This window comes from Gracilibacillus suaedae, assembly GCF_017599345.1.
Classification (GTDB): Bacteria; Bacillota; Bacilli; order Bacillales; family Amphibacillaceae; genus Gracilibacillus; species Gracilibacillus suaedae.
The window spans coordinates 1-18,266 of sequence record NZ_JAGFVL010000057.1 but is presented as its reverse complement, the minus strand read 5'-3'; the positions used below and the strand labels follow the sequence as shown (position 1 = coordinate 18,266).

The following is an 18,266-nucleotide window of genomic DNA, read 5'->3' as shown; positions in this document are numbered from 1 at the left end:
CTCTCTTTAAATCATCACGTAATTCACGGTGTTGGTTTGTTATATTGTATTGCATTGGAACACATCCTTAATTCATTACTTTGATAAATACGACTTTCAAGTAATTAAATTCCGGAAAATTGTGTGGTACAGTAAAATCCTCTGGTAATTGGTGCTCTTCTAAAATTTGATAGTGTGTGTTTGCTTCGGTAAATGCTTTATCAATAAATGTTTTAAACTTTTTCATGTTGAAGCTTGCGTTATTTGTGGATGCAATAATTATTCCGTCATCACTAGTAATCTGTAGGGCAGCTTTAAGTAGCTTCGGATAATCCTTTGCCGTACTAAATGTCATTTTCTTTGTCCTTGCAAAGCTTGGTGGGTCCAATACAACTACATCAAATTTTAAGTTGTGACGCACCGCATAGCGAAAATAATCAAAGACGTTCATCACCTTAATGTCCTGTGCTTCATAGTCAATTCCGTTTACTGCAAATTGCTCAATTGTTTTTGGAAGGCTACGTTTGGCTAAATCTACACTAGTTGTCCCTGTTGAACCACCCAGAACTGCAGCCACAGAAAACGCACCTGTATAAGAAAATGTATTGAGAACCGATTTTCCTTCTGAGTAATGGTCACGTAATGCTTTTCGTACCTTACGTTGATCTAAGAATATACCTGTCATTGCCCCATCATTTAAATCTACTGCATATTTCATCCCGTTTTCTAAAACAATTAGAGGAAAATCTCCCTTTTCACCTGACACGTAATCATCCTGTTCAAGGTATTGTCCATTATTATTAAAACGTAATTTCTCATATAAGCCACGAACATTTACTACTTCGTTCAAGGCTTGATATATATCCTCACGGAAAGAATAAATACCTTCACTATACCAACTTACCATATAAAAATCGTTAAAGAAGTCAATAGTTAATCCTCCAATACCGTCTCCTTCCCCATTAAACACACGGAAAGCAGTTGTATCTTCTGTCTCATAAAAACTATCTCTTTTTGCAACTGCTTCACTAATTTTCTTAACAAAAAACTTCTTATCAATTTTTTCCTGTTCTTTACGAGTTAAAATCCAACCTATTCCTTTATTTTGCAAACCGTAATATGCGGTTGCAATATAACTCCCATTGGTGTCAACTAGGCGTAAGATCGTTCCCTCTTCCATCGTCACTCCTGAAGTTTCTATAGTTTCTTTTGAGAGTAACGGATAGCCACTCGTTATTTTTTTTACCGATTTCGATTTTACCTTTACTTCTACTAACTGTCTCATATAGTCATCCTTACTTTTATGATTTATTTTAATTATGCCATTATTTAATAGAATATGCGAAAGTAGTGATATATCGAAAATATTTCCTACATAAATACAACGATGAATATGATTAATCTGGACAGATAAAGATGAGGATTCTGAAATAAGTGATTCAGTGATAGGATTGGCTGTATTCAAAGATTGACTAATACAAAAATGATAAAGTGAGACTTCAATCTGTGGACTTGAATTTAACTCAAATAGCAATAAGAATAAATCATGGGCTTGTTGACTTAGATCGTTAAGTGAGTTCCTGAACTTCCATCATACCAAAGAGCTAAAAAAATGCACTCTAATGACTTATTAAGTAATGGCACCCTTCGTATACTTCATTTTTACATTTAAGTACGTCGAAACACAGCTTCCTAACAAAAGTCCCCATAAACCAAGTCAACTATAGTAAATGAACCGACTAACACACAAAAAGAAGCCTGTCACAAAATACAATTCAAGCATTTTGTGACAGGACAGCTCTCTTAAAGCTAAATCAATACTACCCGAAGTCAACCAAATAGACACTTGCACATACTCTGTCAGTATGCTAACTCTCTGATAAATGTCTTCCATTGGAAGCAATCACTTCTTGATACCAGTCAAAGCTATCCTTTTTGATTCGTTCCAATGATCTTACATTATGATCATCACGATCAATATAGACAAAGCCGTAACGCTTTCTAAAACCACTAGACGTACTTAGTAAATCCATAAAAGACCATGCCATATATCCCCATATCTCCACTCCATCTTTAATTGCCAGCTGAAGTTGCTGGAGATGATCTCGCAAGAAGTCCACCCGCTCTTGATCATGAATCTTTCCATCATTCGTCACTTGGTCCAATGTGCCAATACCATTTTCGGTAATCATTATTGGAATATGATAGCGATCATATAGTTCATTCAATAGATATCGAAAACCTACAGGATCAATCTCCCAATCCCATCTAGTCTTCTCTGTATAAGGGTTGCCTGCCCCTTCAAACAAACCGGGGATATTATCGTATTGTGTATCATCGTCCTCACCATCATAATTAAGCTTCAATTCTTTCTTCTTGGTTTCCACTGGGATATACTTCACAACACGTGATTGATAATAATTCACCCCTATAAAATCGGGTTTGGCCGACTTTATGCATGCCATATCTTCCGCTTCAATTGTAGGCTCCAACCCATTATCCACTAAATAATTCCAGACAAAAGGACGGTATTCCCCTTTCATGTATAAGTCCATAAACAAATAGGTTCTTAAGTTATCTGCGTGTCTGGCAGCTAGAATATCTTCTGGTTTTGATGTAGCTGGATAGTTCGGTATGATCCCCAAAGCTGGTCCAATTTTCGCCATGGGCAGCACTTTGCGACATAAATGCACCGCCTTTGCATGTGCTAATGTCATAATATGATTCATTTCATATTTCTGTTTCTCTAATGGCATATCGGGGTCAAACTCCATCAAATATGGCAATTGAAACATGTTGCTTTGTTCGTTAATGGTGAGCCAATAGTTCACATCTGGAAAATGTGTAAACAACACTTCACAATATTCCTCAAAATCCTGAATCACTTTCCTAGATGACCAACCACCATACTCCTCTTGCAGACATTGTGGTAAATCAAAATGATAAATTGTTACAATAGGTTCAATTTCATATGCCTTTAATTGGTTAATGATACTACGATAAAATGCAATCCCATCTTGATTTACTTTTCCACGGCCATTAGGCAAAATTCTCGGCCAAGCAATGGAGAACCGATAAGCCTTCAACCCTAACTCTTTCATTAACTCAATGTCTTTTTCCCAATATTGATAGTGACCAGAGGCGACGCTAGGGTCCGCATAGTTATTATTCATATTCTTTTCGACAACAGACAAGGTTTTGCCATGTGACAAGTATTCACCCTCTATTTGATAAGCTGAAGTTGCCGCCCCCCAAAGAAAGGATGCTGGAAATAGATTATTTGCATGCCTAGACATCTCTATCACTTCCTATCCACTTATAGTTACTCTTCTAGTTTTTTTATTCTTTGGTCGAATGACTGGGAGATCCTTAGTAAATTTCTCGCAATATTCCATTCACTCATAACCGTCATCAAATGATCTTGAGCATGAGTAAATAATGTCGAGAACACCATATTTTCCCCTCTTGCCTCTTTTTGGATCGTTTCCGTCTGCGCAGAGTGAGCTTTCGACATATGTTTTTTTGCCTGTGTTAATGCTTCTTCTGCTTGTACAAACTCAAATGTTTCCACATGCCTCAAAGCAGATTGAATATCGGCACGTGCATTCCCTGCCCCTAATATGATTTGCATCGCAACTTCTTGCAGTGCCTCTGTATTATTTTGACTCACATGAATCACCCCTAAAGTTGATTAATTAAACTTGTTCTTCTGTTTCTTCTACTACTTTTTGTTTATCATATACCTTGACGAATGGATACCATATGATTAGCGATACAATAAGGTTAAGAGCCAAAAGTAATAAACCGCTAAAGTCTGTATTAACTAAATAGGTGGAAATACCAATTGGTAAATACCATAATTGCATAACCTCTGTTGGCAGTGTAATGACTCCAAACGAAAGTACTAAATATGTGATGCCCGGAATAATAATACCATTCAACCACATCGGAATCATCAAGATTGGATTAAAGGCAACCGGCGCCCCAAATACTACGGGCTCATTAATATTAAAGATCGAAGGTACAATAGTCACTCGACTAATCGCCTTCAAGTGATTCGACTTAGCAATAACTAACATAATAATCACTAATGGCAATGTAGTTCCCATACCACCAAGCCAAATCCAAGCCATTAATGTTTCAAACGTATGGATATTGGAAGGGGCCAGACCTTGCGCTAATTGGCTTGCATTCTGTTCAATTCCTGCGATCCAAATCGGAAATACAACTGGGTAAAGGGCCCATGGGCTAATACCAAAAGAATATAAAAACACACAAATAAACGTAATAATGACGAAACCAGCAAAACTTTGACCAATACTATTTAATGGTTCAAATAAACTAATAATCGAAGCATAAAGATCAAAGGTCCCAACAATGGTAACTAGCCATCCTGCAAATAATAAAAGTGTAATTGGTACAATCGTATCAAACCAAACGATAATAAAATCAGGTAAAGAACTAGATTCTTTAAAAAAGGACATTTTACTAAACAAATAAAATACAAAACCAACCAATAAGCCAACGATAATGGAAACAAACATCCCATTTGCGCCAAACCTTTCAAAGGAAAATACAATTTGACCTTCCTCATTAAAGGTTGGAGAAAGCAATAACAAGAACATTGCCGCCCCCGTCAATCCAGCAATTAATTTTCGATCATTCTTTTTTAGCTTCTCCATTATAAAATATGGTACTAAAAAGGCGATAAATAAACTCATCAGCCCAAACGAAAAATCACTGATAGGCTGTAAATTAGACATATTTGGTATAACATTGTTTAAAATCATAATCAAGGTGATTAAAGATCCTACAAGGATTAAAGGCAATACACCCATAATAGACTCTTGTATAGCCGATACCCATGCATTTCGAGTAATCTTATTCATTTTAGGTGCAAAAGACCGATTCATGTATTCAATTAATTTATTCATCCTTATCCCGCCTTCATGAGATTATTCTAAGCCTAATTCTTTTACAATAATGTCAAGCCCTTTCTTTCCATTTAATGTGCCATATGTCATTTGATCGATTAATTGGAATGGAATATTTGTATTTGCAAGTTCGGCCGCGATATCATCTTGAATATAACTCAAATGGGGAGCAATCAATACCATATCAATACTCTCCTTATAATCATTTAATTCGGATTCACCACGAGCCATCACTTCTAGTTCTAATCCTTTTTTCTTGGCCGCTTTTCGAATATTCTGAGCTAGAAACCCACTAGAGGCCCCGCCACTGCATATTAATAAAACTGTTTTTTTCATTGTTTTTCCCTCCTTGTTTTTCGTGTGCTTATATTATGGCAAATGATTGGAATACTATCTAATAAATATGTTGCCTACCTATCGGCAACATATTTATTTTCGTCATCAATCTTAAAGGTATTATAATGAAATTGATAGATTAAAAAAGGGGGGATATTTAAATGAAGGAAAAGAATATCCAAGCACTAATTCAGATACTAAAAGAACAAGACGATTGGATGAAAACAAGCGAAATATTGGATTATTTAAATATCTCTTCACGGACATTACGAAACTATGTCCAATATATCAATGAACAACTCCAGTCATCGCTTGCGATAGAATCATCTAATATGGGGTACCGTTTGAAAATGCCAAAAAACTTGGGAGCTTTCCCGACAAAGGAAAATAGTCTAAACAACAGAGTATACTACATCTTACAGCAATTAATTCTATCAGAAGATGGTATCGATATATTTGATTTGAGTGAGTATATGTTTGTAAGCGTTCCTACGGTTGAAAAGGATATTAACGAATGCCGGAAGTTTATTGGCAACTATCGTTTGAGTATCAATCGTGTGAAAGATCATTTGTACTTGCAAGGAAAAGAAATCGATAAACGAAAAGTAATGAGTATGATTTATTATAAAGAATATAATACTACCTTTTATAATATCATCGATCTAGAAAAAATATTTGGCTATGAGTTGCATAATTTCAAAAAAAAGTTATTGCGGATTATCCAGCACCATGGCTACGATATTAATGAATATACGCTAGGCAATATTATCTATCATATTATTATATCGATTGAGCGTATGCAAGATAACCAATACGTCCATCACCTGGACTATCCATATAAGGAAACCTTTATTTCGATGACCATCATCCATGAAATCCAAGACCTAATTGAATCGTATTTCCATGTTCACATGGATAAAAATGAATTATACTATTTACAAGCACTTATTAGTAGTAAGACTACCTATATATCAGAGGAAAAGGAGAAGTTTGTCCAAGCACCATATGCAGCTTTAATTGATGAAATCATAGAAAAAGTAAACGAGAACTATTTTATCAATTTGGAGGATGAAGAATTCAAAACCAAGTTTGTCTTGCATGTTCAAAATATGGTGGTCAGGGCTTCTAACCATTTTTCATTTAAAAATCCCTTAACACAATCAATTAAAACGTCTTCTCCACTTATTTATGATTTATCGGTGTATATTAGCAACCTTATTTCAGAAAAGCTGGATATACACCTACATGAAGATGAGATTGCATATATTGCCTTACATGTAGGTAGCTGTTTAGAGTTAAAACAAAAAAACCATGACCTGCTTGAAGTTGTTCTCGTCTGTCCTGCTTATAATAATTTACAGTTTCAATTAAAAGAGAAGATAGAACACTACTTCGCCAATCAATTGCGAGTAATAAAGATGGTAACAAGAGTTGACAAGGAAATATCAGCACTTCAGGCTGACTTTATTATTTCTACGATGGAGATTCCATTAGATCAGACAATTGTCCAAGTTGTCATCAGTACATTTCTGACCTCAGATGATATACTCAACATACAAACACTTGTCAACCGAATCAAACAGGAGAAACAGCAAGAGCGAATCAAACAAAACCTGCTTTCTTTATTTGATAAACGGATCTTTATGTTCAGTGATCAAACATTCCAAGATGAATATGATATTATATCATTTATCACCCGACAGATGACCGATCTTCGCTTAGTTAAAAAGGATTTCGTGGAAAATGTGATGAAAAGAGAAAAGTTGTCCTCTACCGCGTTTAATAATATCGTAGCTGTTCCTCATTCCATCTATATGGACGCTTTACAAACATCTATCGCAGTACTAATTACGGATAAACCGATTAAGTGGGGAGAGGCTACTAACATACGGATTGTCACGTTAATCGCCATGAACAAGAGTGAACGAAATATCTACCGGGATATATATGACGAATATATAAAAATTCTTGCAAACCCGTCGAATGTGAGTAAGCTTGCAAATTCACGGTCGTATGAAGCATTTATTGATCAATTAATGGACCTAATTGACCAGCCAAGCGAATAAATAAAACCATGTCCGTTGAAGAAGGACATGGTTTTATTTAACTGTTTAATAACTCTACTAGAGATTTGGATTGCGAATGAGAAGCTTACAAAAATCATAGCACCTGTCATTGAGACAGGTGCTATGATTTCTTGTTGCACTATGTTAGCATTTCGCTTTCACTTCACCATGAAACCCTTATTTATCAGGGCTTAGAGGGGCAGATTACATCATGCCGCCCATTCCGCCCATGCCACCCATTGCACCTGGGTCTGGAGCTCCACCATTTTCTTCTGGAATATCAGCAACAACAGCCTCAGTAGTTAAGAACATAGCAGATACAGATGCTGCGTTTTGAAGTGCGGAACGAGTAACTTTTGTTGGATCAACAATACCAGAGTCGATCATGTTTACCCATTCACCAGTTGCTGCGTTGAAGCCAATTCCAACTTTTTCACCTTTTAGACGTTCTACAATAATAGAACCTTCTAATCCAGCATTTTCTGCAATTTGACGAACTGGAGATTCTAGTGCATGAAGTACGATGTTTACACCGGTAGCTTCGTCACCTTCAAGGTTAAGTTCTGCAACTTTGTTATATACGTTAAGAAGTGCAGTACCACCACCAGAAACGATACCTTCTTGAACCGCTGCACGAGTTGAGTTCAACGCATCCTCAATACGTAGCTTACGCTCTTTTAGTTCTGTTTCTGTTGCAGCACCAACTTTTACTACTGCTACACCGCCAGCAAGCTTAGCTAGGCGCTCTTGTAATTTTTCTTTATCAAACTCAGAAGTAGTTTCTTCTACTTGTGCACGGATTTGTGCTACACGAGCAGAAATTTGTTCTGGGTCACCAGATCCTTCTACAATTGTAGTGTTTTCTTTTGTAACCACTACTTTAGAAGCACGACCTAATTGCTCAATGCTTGTGTTTTTAAGATCTAAACCAAGATCTTCTGTAATAACTTCAGCACCAGTTAATACAGCGATATCTTCAAGCATTGCTTTACGACGATCACCGAACCCAGGAGCTTTTACAGCAACTGCATTAAATGTTCCACGTAATTTGTTCACTACTAATGTAGCTAGAGCTTCTCCTTCTACATCTTCAGCGATTAATAGAAGTGGTTTACCTTGTTGTACAACTTGCTCTAGTACTGGTAATACTTCTTGGATATTGTTGATTTTCTTGTCAGTAATTAAAATGTAAGGATCTTCAAGATCTGCTTCCATCTTGTCTTGGTCCGTTACCATGTATGGAGAAGCATATCCGCGATCGAATTGCATACCTTCTACAACTTCTAATTCAGTATTGAATCCTTTAGATTCTTCGATTGTGATAACACCATCGTTACCCACACGTTCCATTGCTTCTGCGATTAATTGACCTACTTCATCATCAGCAGAAGAAATAGCTGCTACTTGTGCAATCGAATCTTTTCCTTCGATAGGTTTGGAAACTTTGCGAAGTTCTTCTGTTGCGATTTCGACCGCTTTTTCGATACCGCGGCGTACACCTACTGGATTTGCACCAGATGCAACGTTTTTAAGACCTTCTTGGATCATTGCTTGTGCAAGCACTGTTGCAGTTGTTGTACCGTCCCCAGCTACATCATTTGTTTGAGAAGCCACTTCAGATACAAGCTGTGCACCCATGTTTTCGAAACTATCTTCTAATTCAATTTCTTTTGCAATCGTTACACCGTCATTTGTAATAAGTGGTGAACCATATTTTTTATCTAAAACAACGTTACGACCTTTTGGCCCTAAAGTCACTTTTACTGCATTTGCAAGTGTATCTACCCCGCGAAGCATTGCGCGACGTGCGTCTTCACTAAATTTTAATTCTTTAGCCATTGTGAAAAAACCTCCTTAAAATTTGAAAAATGTTATGTTATTTATCGTTAAAGCTCTTCGTTATCCTACTTAGCTTACAACTGCTAAAATGTCACTCTCACGAAGAATTAAGTATTCTTTTCCTTCATATTTTACTTCTGTACCAGCAAACTTAGAGAAAACAATTGTGTTCCCTTCTTCTACTTCAGGAGCCACCTTTTCCCCATTATCTGTTACACGACCAGAACCAACAGCTACAACCTTACCTTCTTGTGGTTTTTCCTTCGCAGAATCTGGAAGAACAATTCCACTCGCTGTTTTTTCTTCTTGTTCTACAAGCTCAATAATGACACGATCACCTAATGGTTTAAGCATCTTTTCGTTACCTCCTTGAATTTCTCATTCATTATTTTGTTGATTATTAGCACTCGTTCAATAAGAGTGCTAACACAATTATTATAATAATGAAAACTGATTTTTTTTGCAAGTATTTTAATATCGTTTTTTAAAAAAATTTATCATCGTTCCTAACTATATAAATGGAGGCACCTCCTCCACTTATGAAATTCTCACTTTATGGAAAAATACTCATATACTTCCATATGTAGACGAAGTATTTCAATTTTATTCTAAATTTATGTTAAAATACGTATCATGACATTAAAAAGAGTTTAAGGGAGTCGTTATACTTGCCAAGAAAATATATTTATTTGATAATCACGTATTTTGCAATGCAATTTTCCATCTTTTTGGCTATGCCGTTTGTGCCTTACATTGATGATTTGGATACTTTCCAAGCTAACTGGAGTATTGCGTCATTTGCGATAGCTTTGATCATATCTATCTATTTCATAAGGGATGAAGTCCAAGATTTCTTCCAAACACAACATAAGAAAATAGGAACTATTATACTGTGGTCTGTACTAGGTTTTTTCCTTGTGATGATAACACAAGGCGTTGCTGTTGTTATTGAAATGGTAGTTTTCAGAATCCCGCCTGGATCAGAAAATACAATGGAATTAATGGATGTAGCACGACAAACCCCTTTATTTATTGTAATCATTTCAATTTTGGGACCGATTCTAGAAGAATTAGTGTTTCGTAAAGCTATTTTTGGTTCACTCTATAAGAGAATGAACTTCTTTTTCGCTGCGTTGTTATCGGGCTTCATCTTTGCAGCTGTTCATAATGATTTTGAACACTTACTTATATACACATCCGTTGGAATGGTGTTCGCCTTTCTATACGTTGAAACGAAACGAATCCTTGTACCAATAATTGTGCACATGTCCATGAATACATTTGCCGTAGTAGGCCAACTGTCTGTCGATCCAGAAGAAATCGAGCAGCAAATGGATCAAATACAAGAATTAATGATGATTCTTATTGGAGGATAATAGTATTATGCGTATTTCACCTTTACGTTCTGCCATTTTTTACATTGCGTTAGGCGCTTTATTCACCTATATCGCAATCCAATCGGCAGATGAAACTGTTTTTAATTTTATTACCATTTTATTAGCAACCTTTGCTACCATTGATTTTGTGGTTGCGTTCAGATTAATCAATCTACATTTTCGCATAAAAAAAGCGAATGACAATAAGAAAAAATAGACTTAGCTACTGTTAGCTGAGTCTATTTTTTAGTATTATATCTTTACTCTTCTCCTTCATTCTCTAATGGATAATGCTTCATAAAATAGGCAAGTGATTGTAGTTCTACGGCTAAATCAATATGATGTACACGGACATTCTCGGGAACTGTAATTCTTGCCGGTGTGAAATTCAAAATACCGCTGATTCCGGCTTTTACTAGACGATCAGTAATATTTTGTGCTTCAGATACAGGTACTGTCAAAATCGCAACAGAGATATTTTCTAAGTTTCCCTCTAAATCGTCAATGTGGTGTACTTGAATATCCCCTATCGTTTTGCCGACCTTTCGTTTATCAGCATCAAAAGCGACTTCAATTTTTGTATTATTATTTTTGGTGAAATTATAATTTAAAAAAGCGGTTCCTAAATTTCCTACACCAATTAGCGCAACGGGAGTATTTTCATCCTGATCTAATGTTTTACGGAAAAATCCAAGCAAATATTCGACATTATAGCCATAGCCCTTTTTACCTAAAGCTCCAAAATAGGAGAAATCTCGTCTTATTGTAGCAGAATCGACTTTCATTGCTTCACTTAATTCTTTTGAAGATACTCGCGATTTTCCTTGGATATGAAGGTTATTTAAAAATCGATAATACAATGGCAAACGTTTCGCCGTCGCTTGTGGTATTTTATTTTGATTGATCATCATTCATTCCCCTTACTATAGTTCGGTTTGGATTTGTGAATGTTTATACTTACTTTTTATTCTAACAGAAAAGCGGTTAATTGTCGTGAAATAATTCACTTACAGCCAAACAACCGTGCTTGCAGTGGTTTCTGCTTTCCGATACACTGAACATATTAGAGGTGAAATCAAATGATTTATTTACAAGTAAACAATTTAACCAAAAGATTCGGTGCTGAACTGATCTTATCTAATATAAAACTAGTGATAAAAAGGGATGACCGTATTGCTATAGTGGGACGGAATGGTGCCGGAAAATCGACACTTTTAAATATTATTTCCAATCAGCTTAGTTATGATGAAGGTGAAATTCATAAACCGAAAGATGTATCATTAGGATACCTTGCACAACATTCTGGCTTAGATTCTAATGAAACGATTTGGGACGAGATGCTTAAGATTTTTGAACACTTTCTAAAAGAAGAAAAAGCTCTACGCCAGATGGAACAGCAAATGGGTGATCCTGATCTGCTTGCGGATAGTGAACGTTACGAGCAGTTACTTGCCAGTTATGATCAAAAACAAGAAGCCTTCAAGCTTGCGGGCGGTTATCAGTATGAAGCGGATATAAAAGCGGTGCTGAACGGTCTTGATTTCCCAGAAAGTATGTGGACGACTTCAATTGCTACACTAAGTGGCGGGCAAAAAACGAGATTAGCTTTAGGGAAACTATTATTAACGAAACCTGACATTCTCATATTAGACGAGCCTACTAACCATTTGGATATTCAAACTTTAACTTGGCTGGAGGGTTATTTAAACAGTTATCAAGGTGCTGTTGTTATCGTCTCTCACGACCGCTACTTTTTAGATAAAACCGTGAATATTGTCTATGAAATATCTCGGCATCACTCGACTAAATATCATGGCAACTATAGTGATTATTTACAGCAAAAAGCGGCCAATTATGAACGGGATCTAAAGCTCTATGAAAAACAACAGAGTGAAATTAAAAGAATGGAAGAATTTATTCAGAAGAATATTGTGCGTGCTTCTACTACGAAACGTGCCCAAAGTCGACGTAAGCAGTTAGAAAAAATGGAGGTTATGGACAAACCCGCGGGCGAAGAAAGCTCTGCCAAGTTTACTTTTACAATTGACCGCAGAAGTGGTAATGATGTGTTAAAAATTAATGATTTAGCATTTCGTTATCACGAAGCAGATCCATTCATCTTTTCAAATCTTAACTTGCATATCGAACGCGGGGATAGTGTTGCATTGGTTGGACCAAATGGTGTCGGAAAATCGACCTTATTAAAGACAATTATCGGACAGCTAGATCCTGCTTCAGGTAACATTCAACTCGGTACAAACGTACAGATTGGCTATTATGATCAAGAACAAACACAATTAAATCCCAAGAACACCGTATTGAATGAACTGTGGGATGATTATCCGGTCATGAATGAAAAGGACATTCGAACTATTCTCGGTAACTTCCTTTTCAGTGGTGATGATGTGTTACGTAATGTTTCGGCTTTAAGTGGTGGGGAAAAAGCGCGTCTGGCTTTAGCTAAATTAATGATGGAGAAGTCAAACTTCTTGTTACTTGATGAACCGACCAACCATTTAGATTTGGATAGCAAAGAAGTGTTAGAAGCTGCCTTGATTGACTACCCTGGATCGATTCTATTCGTTTCTCATGACCGTTATTTTATTAATAAGATTGCAACCCATGTATTGGAGATGCAATCTAACAAAACTACTCTCTACTTAGGTGATTATGATTACTATGTAGAGAAAAAACAAGAAGAACAGGAACTGGCTGAACTAAAAAAAGCAGAAAAGCAAACCGTCGACAAGCCTGATAATACAAAATCAAATTTTGAAAAAGAAAAGCAATTAAAGAAAGAGCAACGAAAAAAAGAGCGTAGAATTAAGGAAATTGAAGATGAGATTGAGCAGCTTGAGTTAGAAATGGAAGAAATTGATCAAATGTTATGTGATCCTGACGTTTTTCAAGATCATGAAAAAGCATTGGAACTAACTAATCAAAATGATTCCTTAAAGACAAAATTGGAATCATTAATGGAAGAATGGGAAACATTACACGAATAGACACAAAGGGCATTTTGCGAAGTAGGCATTATGTCCTTTTCTATTTTTCTCATCCTCATTTATACACACCTTTATCCACTTATTCAGTCCTAGCAAATCAGTTATTAAGATGTTTGTCCACATTATCCACAATGATAAGCCACTTTATCCACATTTTATTACTGTTATTAAAGCTTGATATCATAAGGGATATGTAATAATCCACATTCGCAGAAAAATTTTGTGGATAAGAATAATGCTAGAACGTTTATCGTTCTAGCATTGATCGTTTGGCGTATCTTTCCAGACTTAAACTAGGATTTGCATTTAAATCCCATTGGGCATGATGTCCTTGCTTGAAAGCAATTGATCCTGCTGCTGCAATCATCGCTGCATTGTCCGTACAAAGCGATAGGGATGGAAATAGCAATTCCACAGTCTCTTCCTGCTCAAATTTAGTTTGCATCGCTGCTCGCAACCCTTTGTTAGCCGCAACACCGCCTGCGACAATTACTTGTTTCACACCATATTGTTTGGCTGCTTGAAAGGTTTTCTCTGTTAACACTTCAACAACACTTGCTTGAAAACTTGCCGCCACATCTTCTTGTTTTAACGTTTCACCTTTTTGCTTGGCATTGTGCAATGTATTAATAACAGCTGACTTTAATCCACTAAAACTAAAATCAAAGGAGTCCTCTTCTAACCATGCACGCGGAAAGTCAATGTTCGCTTCTCCTTGATGTGCTAACTGATCCATTTTCGGCCCACCTGGATAAGGTAATTCCAAGGTTCTCGCTACTTTATCATATGCTTCACCCGCAGCATCATCTCTTGTTTCCCCGATGATTTCAAAATTACCATGTTCCTTCATCAAAATCAACTCAGTATGTCCACCGGAAACAACTAACGCTAGCAGTGGAAATTCCAATTCCTTTTCCAATCGGTTAGCATATATATGGCCAGCTATATGGTGAACACCGACTAAGGGTTTTTGATGAGCATAGGCCAATCCCTTCGCTGCATTAACACCTACTAAGAGTGCACCGACTAACCCCGGTCCTTCTGTTACGGCAACAGCATCCATATCATCAATCGTTAAACCTGCTTTTGCAAAGGTTTCTTCTAACACAATCGTGATCTGTTCGACATGGTGCCTCGAAGCTATTTCTGGAACTACCCCACCAAACCGTTTATGGCTCTCAATTTGGGAAGCTACTACATTTGACACAATTTCTCGACCATCTTTTATAATTGCTGCAGCTGTTTCGTCACAGCTCGTTTCAATCCCTAAAATATATTCACTCATAAATTCACCCACAATACTAAAGCATCTTCCTGATTATCACTATAATAATTTTTCCTGATTCCACCGGGTTTCATCCCGAATTTTTTGTACATCCGTTGTGCAGTTAAGTTGGAAACCCGCACTTCCAATGACAAATGACGAATGCCATGAGCAACTGCATAATTGATTACAAACTGGAATAATCCTTGACCATATCCCTTCCCTCTATGGTCTGGATCAAGCGCAATATTCGTGATTTGTGCTTCATCCAGCACCATCCATGATCCACAAAAGCCGATTACTTTCTCATCTAAAACAGCAACAAAATATTGTGCATAATGGTTCTTCTTTAATTCTTCTTCATAAATATCATCGGGCCATGGTATAGAAAAAGAGCGTTTATCTATCTCTTTGACTACCTCTATATCTGATTCTTCCATTTTTCGAAATTGAACTTTAGCCATTTCGTTCTTGTTCCTTTAACCATTTTGCTTCTGCCTCCACTAATCGAATATAGTTAGGTGTCAATTCATGAAGGTTATCCTCATTGCGTTCTACACCTAAGAGAGCTAGTTGGCCAGGACGAGGAAGATGATCAATGGCAGGAGGGAAAATGGCGGACTTTGCTAATTTTTCTTTTATCAAATTTTGGTGCTTTTTGATGTCCTGACTGAGAAAGATAACAGGTTTTTGATAGCTTTGGACTTCATCGAGCCATTGCTCCATTAAAATATTCTGGTCTTCTTTTTTTACATGAATTCGATCATAATTGTTTTCATATAATCCTGTATAAACTAAGCCTCTACGTGCATCAAAAAAAGGAGAGATCAGCACATTCTGTTGCCTTACATTATGCGCCAATAATTCTAGACTGGATATAGCCACAATCGGGATCTTTAGCGTCCATGCCATTGTCTTTGCTGTTGCGAGTCCAATACGAACACCAGTGTATGAGCCTGGACCTTTGGCAATGGCAATTCTATCTAACTGAGCTGGAGTGGTTTCTGTTTCTTGCATAACATGATCTATTGCCGGCATTAAGCCAACCGAGTGATTGCGTTTGATATTTGCCGTATACTCCGCCTTCACTTCCCCATCTTTACTTACCGCGACTCCTAATACTTGATTAGAAGTATCAATTGCTAACACATTCATGAGTATAGCTCCTTACATACTGAATCAAAGTGATCTCCAATTGGATGAAAAATCATTTCCCTTGTATGTTCATCGATTCTTTTTATTTGAATTTCTAATCGTTCAGTTGGAAGAAATTCTTCTATAAACTGCGCCCATTCTACAACGGTAATACCATCGCTAGTGAAATATTCATCAAAACCGATGTCCTCTTCACTATCCTCCAGACGATAAACGTCCATATGGTATAACGGAATTTCTCCGATATATTCTTTTACGATCGTAAACGTCGGACTGTTGATCGTTCTTGTTACACCAAGACCAGCACCTAAACCTTTGGTAAAAGTTGTTTTCCCTGCACCTAAATCGCCCTCTAATGTTAGTACATCTCCAGGCGAAAGCAGTATTGCTAATTTATTTGCTAATCTTCTTGTTTCTTCCTCTGTATTTGACTCGAAAATATATGTACTCATTATTTCACCTACTTAGATGTGTATAACCCGATTTTTCCAATTTTTTTAGTTGATGATTATGTTGTAACCATACTGTACCATTCTTGTTCCAATCATTTCGCACCGTTCCTATTGCTGAAATTTTAGTATTTGTTTTTTTGGCTATTGTCTTTAATTGCTTCCAATCTTTTTCCGAAACAGTTCCAATCAATTCAAAGTCTTCTCCGCCAGTTAAAGACCATTTGAATTGTTGTTCGGGGGAAAAATCAGCTAATTGCGAATGGCTTGGTATTTTATCATATTCAATGATCAATGTTTTATCCGAAGTCTCTGCTATTTCATTTGCTTCATTTGCAATACCATCACTTATATCGTTCAAAGACATTCGCGTTATATTTTCACAATGATTAATAAATGATACCCTTGGCATTGGCATCTGATGTCGCTTTACAAAATATCGATACTTGTCTTGCTCTTTGTGAGTAGCATTTAATAATAGATGTAAACCACAAGCAGCATCACCAAGTGTTCCAGTTACAAAGATTATATCATGTTCCTGTGCATCACTGCGATATCTAGCCTTTCCTTTTAAAACAGTTCCTAATACGGTAATGGAAAGGACTAATTGTTCACCTGACACAGTGTCTCCACCGATAAGATCCATGTTAAATACTTTAGCCAACTCTTCCATACCGTGATAAATTGCTTGTAAATCGGCTGCAGCCCAGCTGTCTGGTATAACAATAGATACTACATATGACGTTGGTTTGCCCCCCATAGCTGCAATATCACTTATATTCGCAGCCAATGCTCGATAACCAATATGAAAAGGTTCAGTTGTCTTAGCAGAAAAATGAACATTTTCCACCATCGTATCAACCGTCGTAATAATATCCTCATTAGTATGTCTTACAATAGCCGCATCATCACCAATACCTTTCACAACAGAAGGCTGTCGATAAAAATTCGGCTGAATGGACCGAATAAAATCAAATTCTTTCAACAGGCCACACCTCCAAAGCACAACAATATACACACATCATACCAAAATATAAGATAAGAGGACAGAAGAAGCAACTCTATTACTAGTTATAATTCTTATCTTTTTTAAATAGTGATTTAGTGCCAATTTAGTGTTCACCAAGGTTCATTTTGGTACTAAAACCTATTTTAAGTACCATTTTAATATAATGATTTCTATTTTTGGTACTTAAATTAAAGCTGTATTCATCGCCAAAAGTGTCAGAAAGCGAAACGGTCAGCCTTAGTGGTTGACTTGCAGTAGCTATCTTTCAAAATGACAACTCCATTTGAATAGCTATTTTTGCTTTTTACTCAACCTTGTTGATCACAGGACGTGACCGTAATTAGTCGATGAAAGTGCGACTAAGCCTCTGGTTTCACCAATAATTTGCTAGAACACAAAAAAACCTTAAGTATCAAAACTTAAGGTTTTGCTATTTGTTAGTCATAAAATGGCGGTCCGGACGGGACTCGAACCCGCGACCTCCTGCGTGACAGGCAGGCATTCTAACCAACTGAACTACCGGACCTTTTGGTTGCACCCATTGGCACTACAATGATTTTCTAACATAGAAGTTTATTCAACGTAGTAAGAAAATGTTGGTTGCGGGGGCAAGATTTGAACTTGCGACCTTCGGGTTATGAGCCCGACGAGCTACCAGACTGCTCCACCCCGCGATAATAATAAAGGATACATAAAACAAAACAATGTATGCATATTTTAAAACACAAGCCTGGCAACGTCCTACTCTTGCAGGGGCGTGAGCCCCAACTACCATGGGCGCTGGAAAGCTTAACTACTGTGTTCGGCATGGGAACAGGTGTGACCTCTCCGCTATCGCCACCAGACTTTGTATG

The 18,266-nt window shown here is 36.9% G+C and carries 17 protein-coding genes, 2 tRNA genes and 1 rRNA gene; 4 read left to right on the top strand and 16 right to left on the bottom strand.

Translation table 11 applies throughout. The features are described 5' to 3' along the window. Positions 1-67: 67 nt before the first annotated feature. From J5J03_RS16880 to J5J03_RS16860, 5 genes are all read right to left on the bottom strand, one after another. The gene (locus tag J5J03_RS16880; protein WP_208591084.1) at positions 68-1,264 is read right to left on the bottom strand and encodes a class I SAM-dependent rRNA methyltransferase; all 1,197 of its coding nucleotides are present in this window, start codon (positions 1,262-1,264) and stop codon (positions 68-70) included. Positions 1,265-1,847: 583 nt separating this feature from the next. After that, positions 1,848-3,275, bottom strand: a complete 1,428-nt coding sequence (locus tag J5J03_RS16875) for a glycoside hydrolase family 1 protein (RefSeq protein ID WP_208591083.1) — start codon at positions 3,273-3,275, stop codon at positions 1,848-1,850. A gap of 26 nt (positions 3,276-3,301) precedes the next feature. After that, positions 3,302-3,649, bottom strand: coding sequence for a PTS lactose/cellobiose transporter subunit IIA (locus J5J03_RS16870; protein ID WP_331460517.1), 348 nt, complete (start codon positions 3,647-3,649; stop codon positions 3,302-3,304). Positions 3,650-3,674: 25 nt separating this feature from the next. Continuing rightward, a complete protein-coding gene (locus tag J5J03_RS16865) occupies positions 3,675-4,913 on the bottom strand; it encodes a PTS sugar transporter subunit IIC (protein ID WP_208591082.1) in 1,239 nt (412 codons plus the stop codon). 21 nt (positions 4,914-4,934) lie between these two features. After that, positions 4,935-5,249: a PTS sugar transporter subunit IIB gene (locus J5J03_RS16860; RefSeq protein WP_208591081.1), complete on the bottom strand. Its 315-nt coding sequence runs from the start codon at positions 5,247-5,249 to the stop codon at positions 4,935-4,937. 161 nt (positions 5,250-5,410) lie between these two features. Here J5J03_RS16860 and J5J03_RS16855 point away from each other — a divergent pair, with 161 nt between their 5' ends. Then, the gene (locus J5J03_RS16855) at positions 5,411-7,315 is read left to right on the top strand and encodes a BglG family transcription antiterminator (protein ID WP_208591080.1); all 1,905 of its coding nucleotides are present in this window, start codon (positions 5,411-5,413) and stop codon (positions 7,313-7,315) included. 204 nt (positions 7,316-7,519) lie between these two features. On the opposite strand, the gene groL is transcribed toward J5J03_RS16855, so the two are convergent. Further along, on the bottom strand, positions 7,520-9,154 hold the full coding sequence (groL, locus tag J5J03_RS16850) for a chaperonin GroEL (protein WP_208591079.1): 1,635 nt from the start codon (positions 9,152-9,154) through the stop codon (positions 7,520-7,522). 69 nt (positions 9,155-9,223) lie between these two features. Further along, the gene (gene groES, locus J5J03_RS16845; RefSeq protein ID WP_208591078.1) at positions 9,224-9,508 is read right to left on the bottom strand and encodes a co-chaperone GroES; all 285 of its coding nucleotides are present in this window, start codon (positions 9,506-9,508) and stop codon (positions 9,224-9,226) included. Between the two features lie 314 nt (positions 9,509-9,822). Between groES and J5J03_RS16840 the strand changes: the two genes are divergently transcribed. Both J5J03_RS16840 and J5J03_RS16835 read left to right on the top strand, forming a co-directional pair. Continuing rightward, positions 9,823-10,530, top strand: coding sequence for a CPBP family intramembrane glutamic endopeptidase (locus tag J5J03_RS16840; RefSeq protein ID WP_208591077.1), 708 nt, complete (start codon positions 9,823-9,825; stop codon positions 10,528-10,530). Positions 10,531-10,537: 7 nt separating this feature from the next. Continuing rightward, positions 10,538-10,747, top strand: a complete 210-nt coding sequence (locus J5J03_RS16835) for a YdiK family protein (protein ID WP_193568338.1) — start codon at positions 10,538-10,540, stop codon at positions 10,745-10,747. 43 nt (positions 10,748-10,790) lie between these two features. Here the strand turns inward: J5J03_RS16835 and J5J03_RS16830 are convergent, their stop codons facing one another. After that, on the bottom strand, positions 10,791-11,438 hold the full coding sequence (locus J5J03_RS16830; protein ID WP_018934108.1) for a redox-sensing transcriptional repressor Rex: 648 nt from the start codon (positions 11,436-11,438) through the stop codon (positions 10,791-10,793). 171 nt (positions 11,439-11,609) lie between these two features. Here J5J03_RS16830 and J5J03_RS16825 point away from each other — a divergent pair, with 171 nt between their 5' ends. After that, the gene (locus J5J03_RS16825; RefSeq protein WP_208591076.1) at positions 11,610-13,535 is read left to right on the top strand and encodes an ABC-F family ATP-binding cassette domain-containing protein; all 1,926 of its coding nucleotides are present in this window, start codon (positions 11,610-11,612) and stop codon (positions 13,533-13,535) included. Between the two features lie 247 nt (positions 13,536-13,782). On the opposite strand, the gene tsaD is transcribed toward J5J03_RS16825, so the two are convergent. From tsaD to rrf, 8 genes are all read right to left on the bottom strand, one after another. Continuing rightward, complete coding sequence (gene tsaD, locus J5J03_RS16820) at positions 13,783-14,820, bottom strand: tRNA (adenosine(37)-N6)-threonylcarbamoyltransferase complex transferase subunit TsaD (protein ID WP_208591075.1); 1,038 nt, start codon at positions 14,818-14,820, stop codon at positions 13,783-13,785. Then, entirely contained in the window at positions 14,817-15,263 is a 447-nt protein-coding gene (gene rimI, locus J5J03_RS16815; RefSeq protein ID WP_208591074.1) for a ribosomal protein S18-alanine N-acetyltransferase, read from the bottom strand. Before rimI ends, tsaD begins: the two co-directional genes overlap by 4 nt. Next, positions 15,256-15,954, bottom strand: coding sequence for a tRNA (adenosine(37)-N6)-threonylcarbamoyltransferase complex dimerization subunit type 1 TsaB (tsaB, locus tag J5J03_RS16810; RefSeq protein WP_208591073.1), 699 nt, complete (start codon positions 15,952-15,954; stop codon positions 15,256-15,258). The genes rimI and tsaB overlap by 8 nt, the downstream gene beginning before the upstream one ends. Beyond that, a complete protein-coding gene (gene tsaE, locus J5J03_RS16805) occupies positions 15,951-16,406 on the bottom strand; it encodes a tRNA (adenosine(37)-N6)-threonylcarbamoyltransferase complex ATPase subunit type 1 TsaE (RefSeq protein ID WP_208591072.1) in 456 nt (151 codons plus the stop codon). Before tsaE ends, tsaB begins: the two co-directional genes overlap by 4 nt. A 4-nt stretch (positions 16,407-16,410) precedes the next feature. Continuing rightward, positions 16,411-17,388, bottom strand: a complete 978-nt coding sequence (thiL, locus tag J5J03_RS16800) for a thiamine-phosphate kinase (protein WP_208591071.1) — start codon at positions 17,386-17,388, stop codon at positions 16,411-16,413. A 473-nt stretch (positions 17,389-17,861) separates the two neighbouring features. Next, positions 17,862-17,938 (bottom strand) — tRNA-Asp (locus tag J5J03_RS16795). A 71-nt stretch (positions 17,939-18,009) separates the two neighbouring features. Then, positions 18,010-18,086: transfer RNA gene (locus J5J03_RS16790), tRNA-Met, on the bottom strand. Between the two features lie 54 nt (positions 18,087-18,140). Beyond that, a 5S ribosomal RNA gene (gene rrf, locus J5J03_RS16785) occupies positions 18,141-18,257 on the bottom strand. Positions 18,258-18,266 lie beyond the last annotated feature (9 nt).

Bases quoted from the DNA above. Each gene is read 5' to 3' on its own strand.
- J5J03_RS16880 (WP_208591084.1), bottom strand. From the start codon at position 1,264: ATGAGACAGTTAGTAGAAGTAAAGGTAAAATCGAAATCGGTAAAAAAA.
- J5J03_RS16875 (WP_208591083.1), bottom strand. From the start codon at position 3,275: ATGTCTAGGCATGCAAATAATCTATTTCCAGCATCCTTTCTTTGGGGG.
- J5J03_RS16865 (WP_208591082.1), bottom strand. From the start codon at position 4,913: ATGAATAAATTAATTGAATACATGAATCGGTCTTTTGCACCTAAAATG.
- J5J03_RS16860 (WP_208591081.1), bottom strand. From the start codon at position 5,249: ATGAAAAAAACAGTTTTATTAATATGCAGTGGCGGGGCCTCTAGTGGG.
- J5J03_RS16855 (WP_208591080.1), top strand. From the start codon at position 5,411: ATGAAGGAAAAGAATATCCAAGCACTAATTCAGATACTAAAAGAACAA.
- groL (WP_208591079.1), bottom strand. From the start codon at position 9,154: ATGGCTAAAGAATTAAAATTTAGTGAAGACGCACGTCGCGCAATGCTT.
- groES (WP_208591078.1), bottom strand. From the start codon at position 9,508: ATGCTTAAACCATTAGGTGATCGTGTCATTATTGAGCTTGTAGAACAA.
- J5J03_RS16835 (WP_193568338.1), top strand. From the start codon at position 10,538: ATGCGTATTTCACCTTTACGTTCTGCCATTTTTTACATTGCGTTAGGC.
- J5J03_RS16830 (WP_018934108.1), bottom strand. From the start codon at position 11,438: ATGATCAATCAAAATAAAATACCACAAGCGACGGCGAAACGTTTGCCA.
- J5J03_RS16825 (WP_208591076.1), top strand. From the start codon at position 11,610: ATGATTTATTTACAAGTAAACAATTTAACCAAAAGATTCGGTGCTGAA.
- tsaD (WP_208591075.1), bottom strand. From the start codon at position 14,820: ATGAGTGAATATATTTTAGGGATTGAAACGAGCTGTGACGAAACAGCT.
- rimI (WP_208591074.1), bottom strand. From the start codon at position 15,263: ATGGCTAAAGTTCAATTTCGAAAAATGGAAGAATCAGATATAGAGGTA.
- tsaB (WP_208591073.1), bottom strand. From the start codon at position 15,954: ATGAATGTGTTAGCAATTGATACTTCTAATCAAGTATTAGGAGTCGCG.
- tsaE (WP_208591072.1), bottom strand. From the start codon at position 16,406: ATGAGTACATATATTTTCGAGTCAAATACAGAGGAAGAAACAAGAAGA.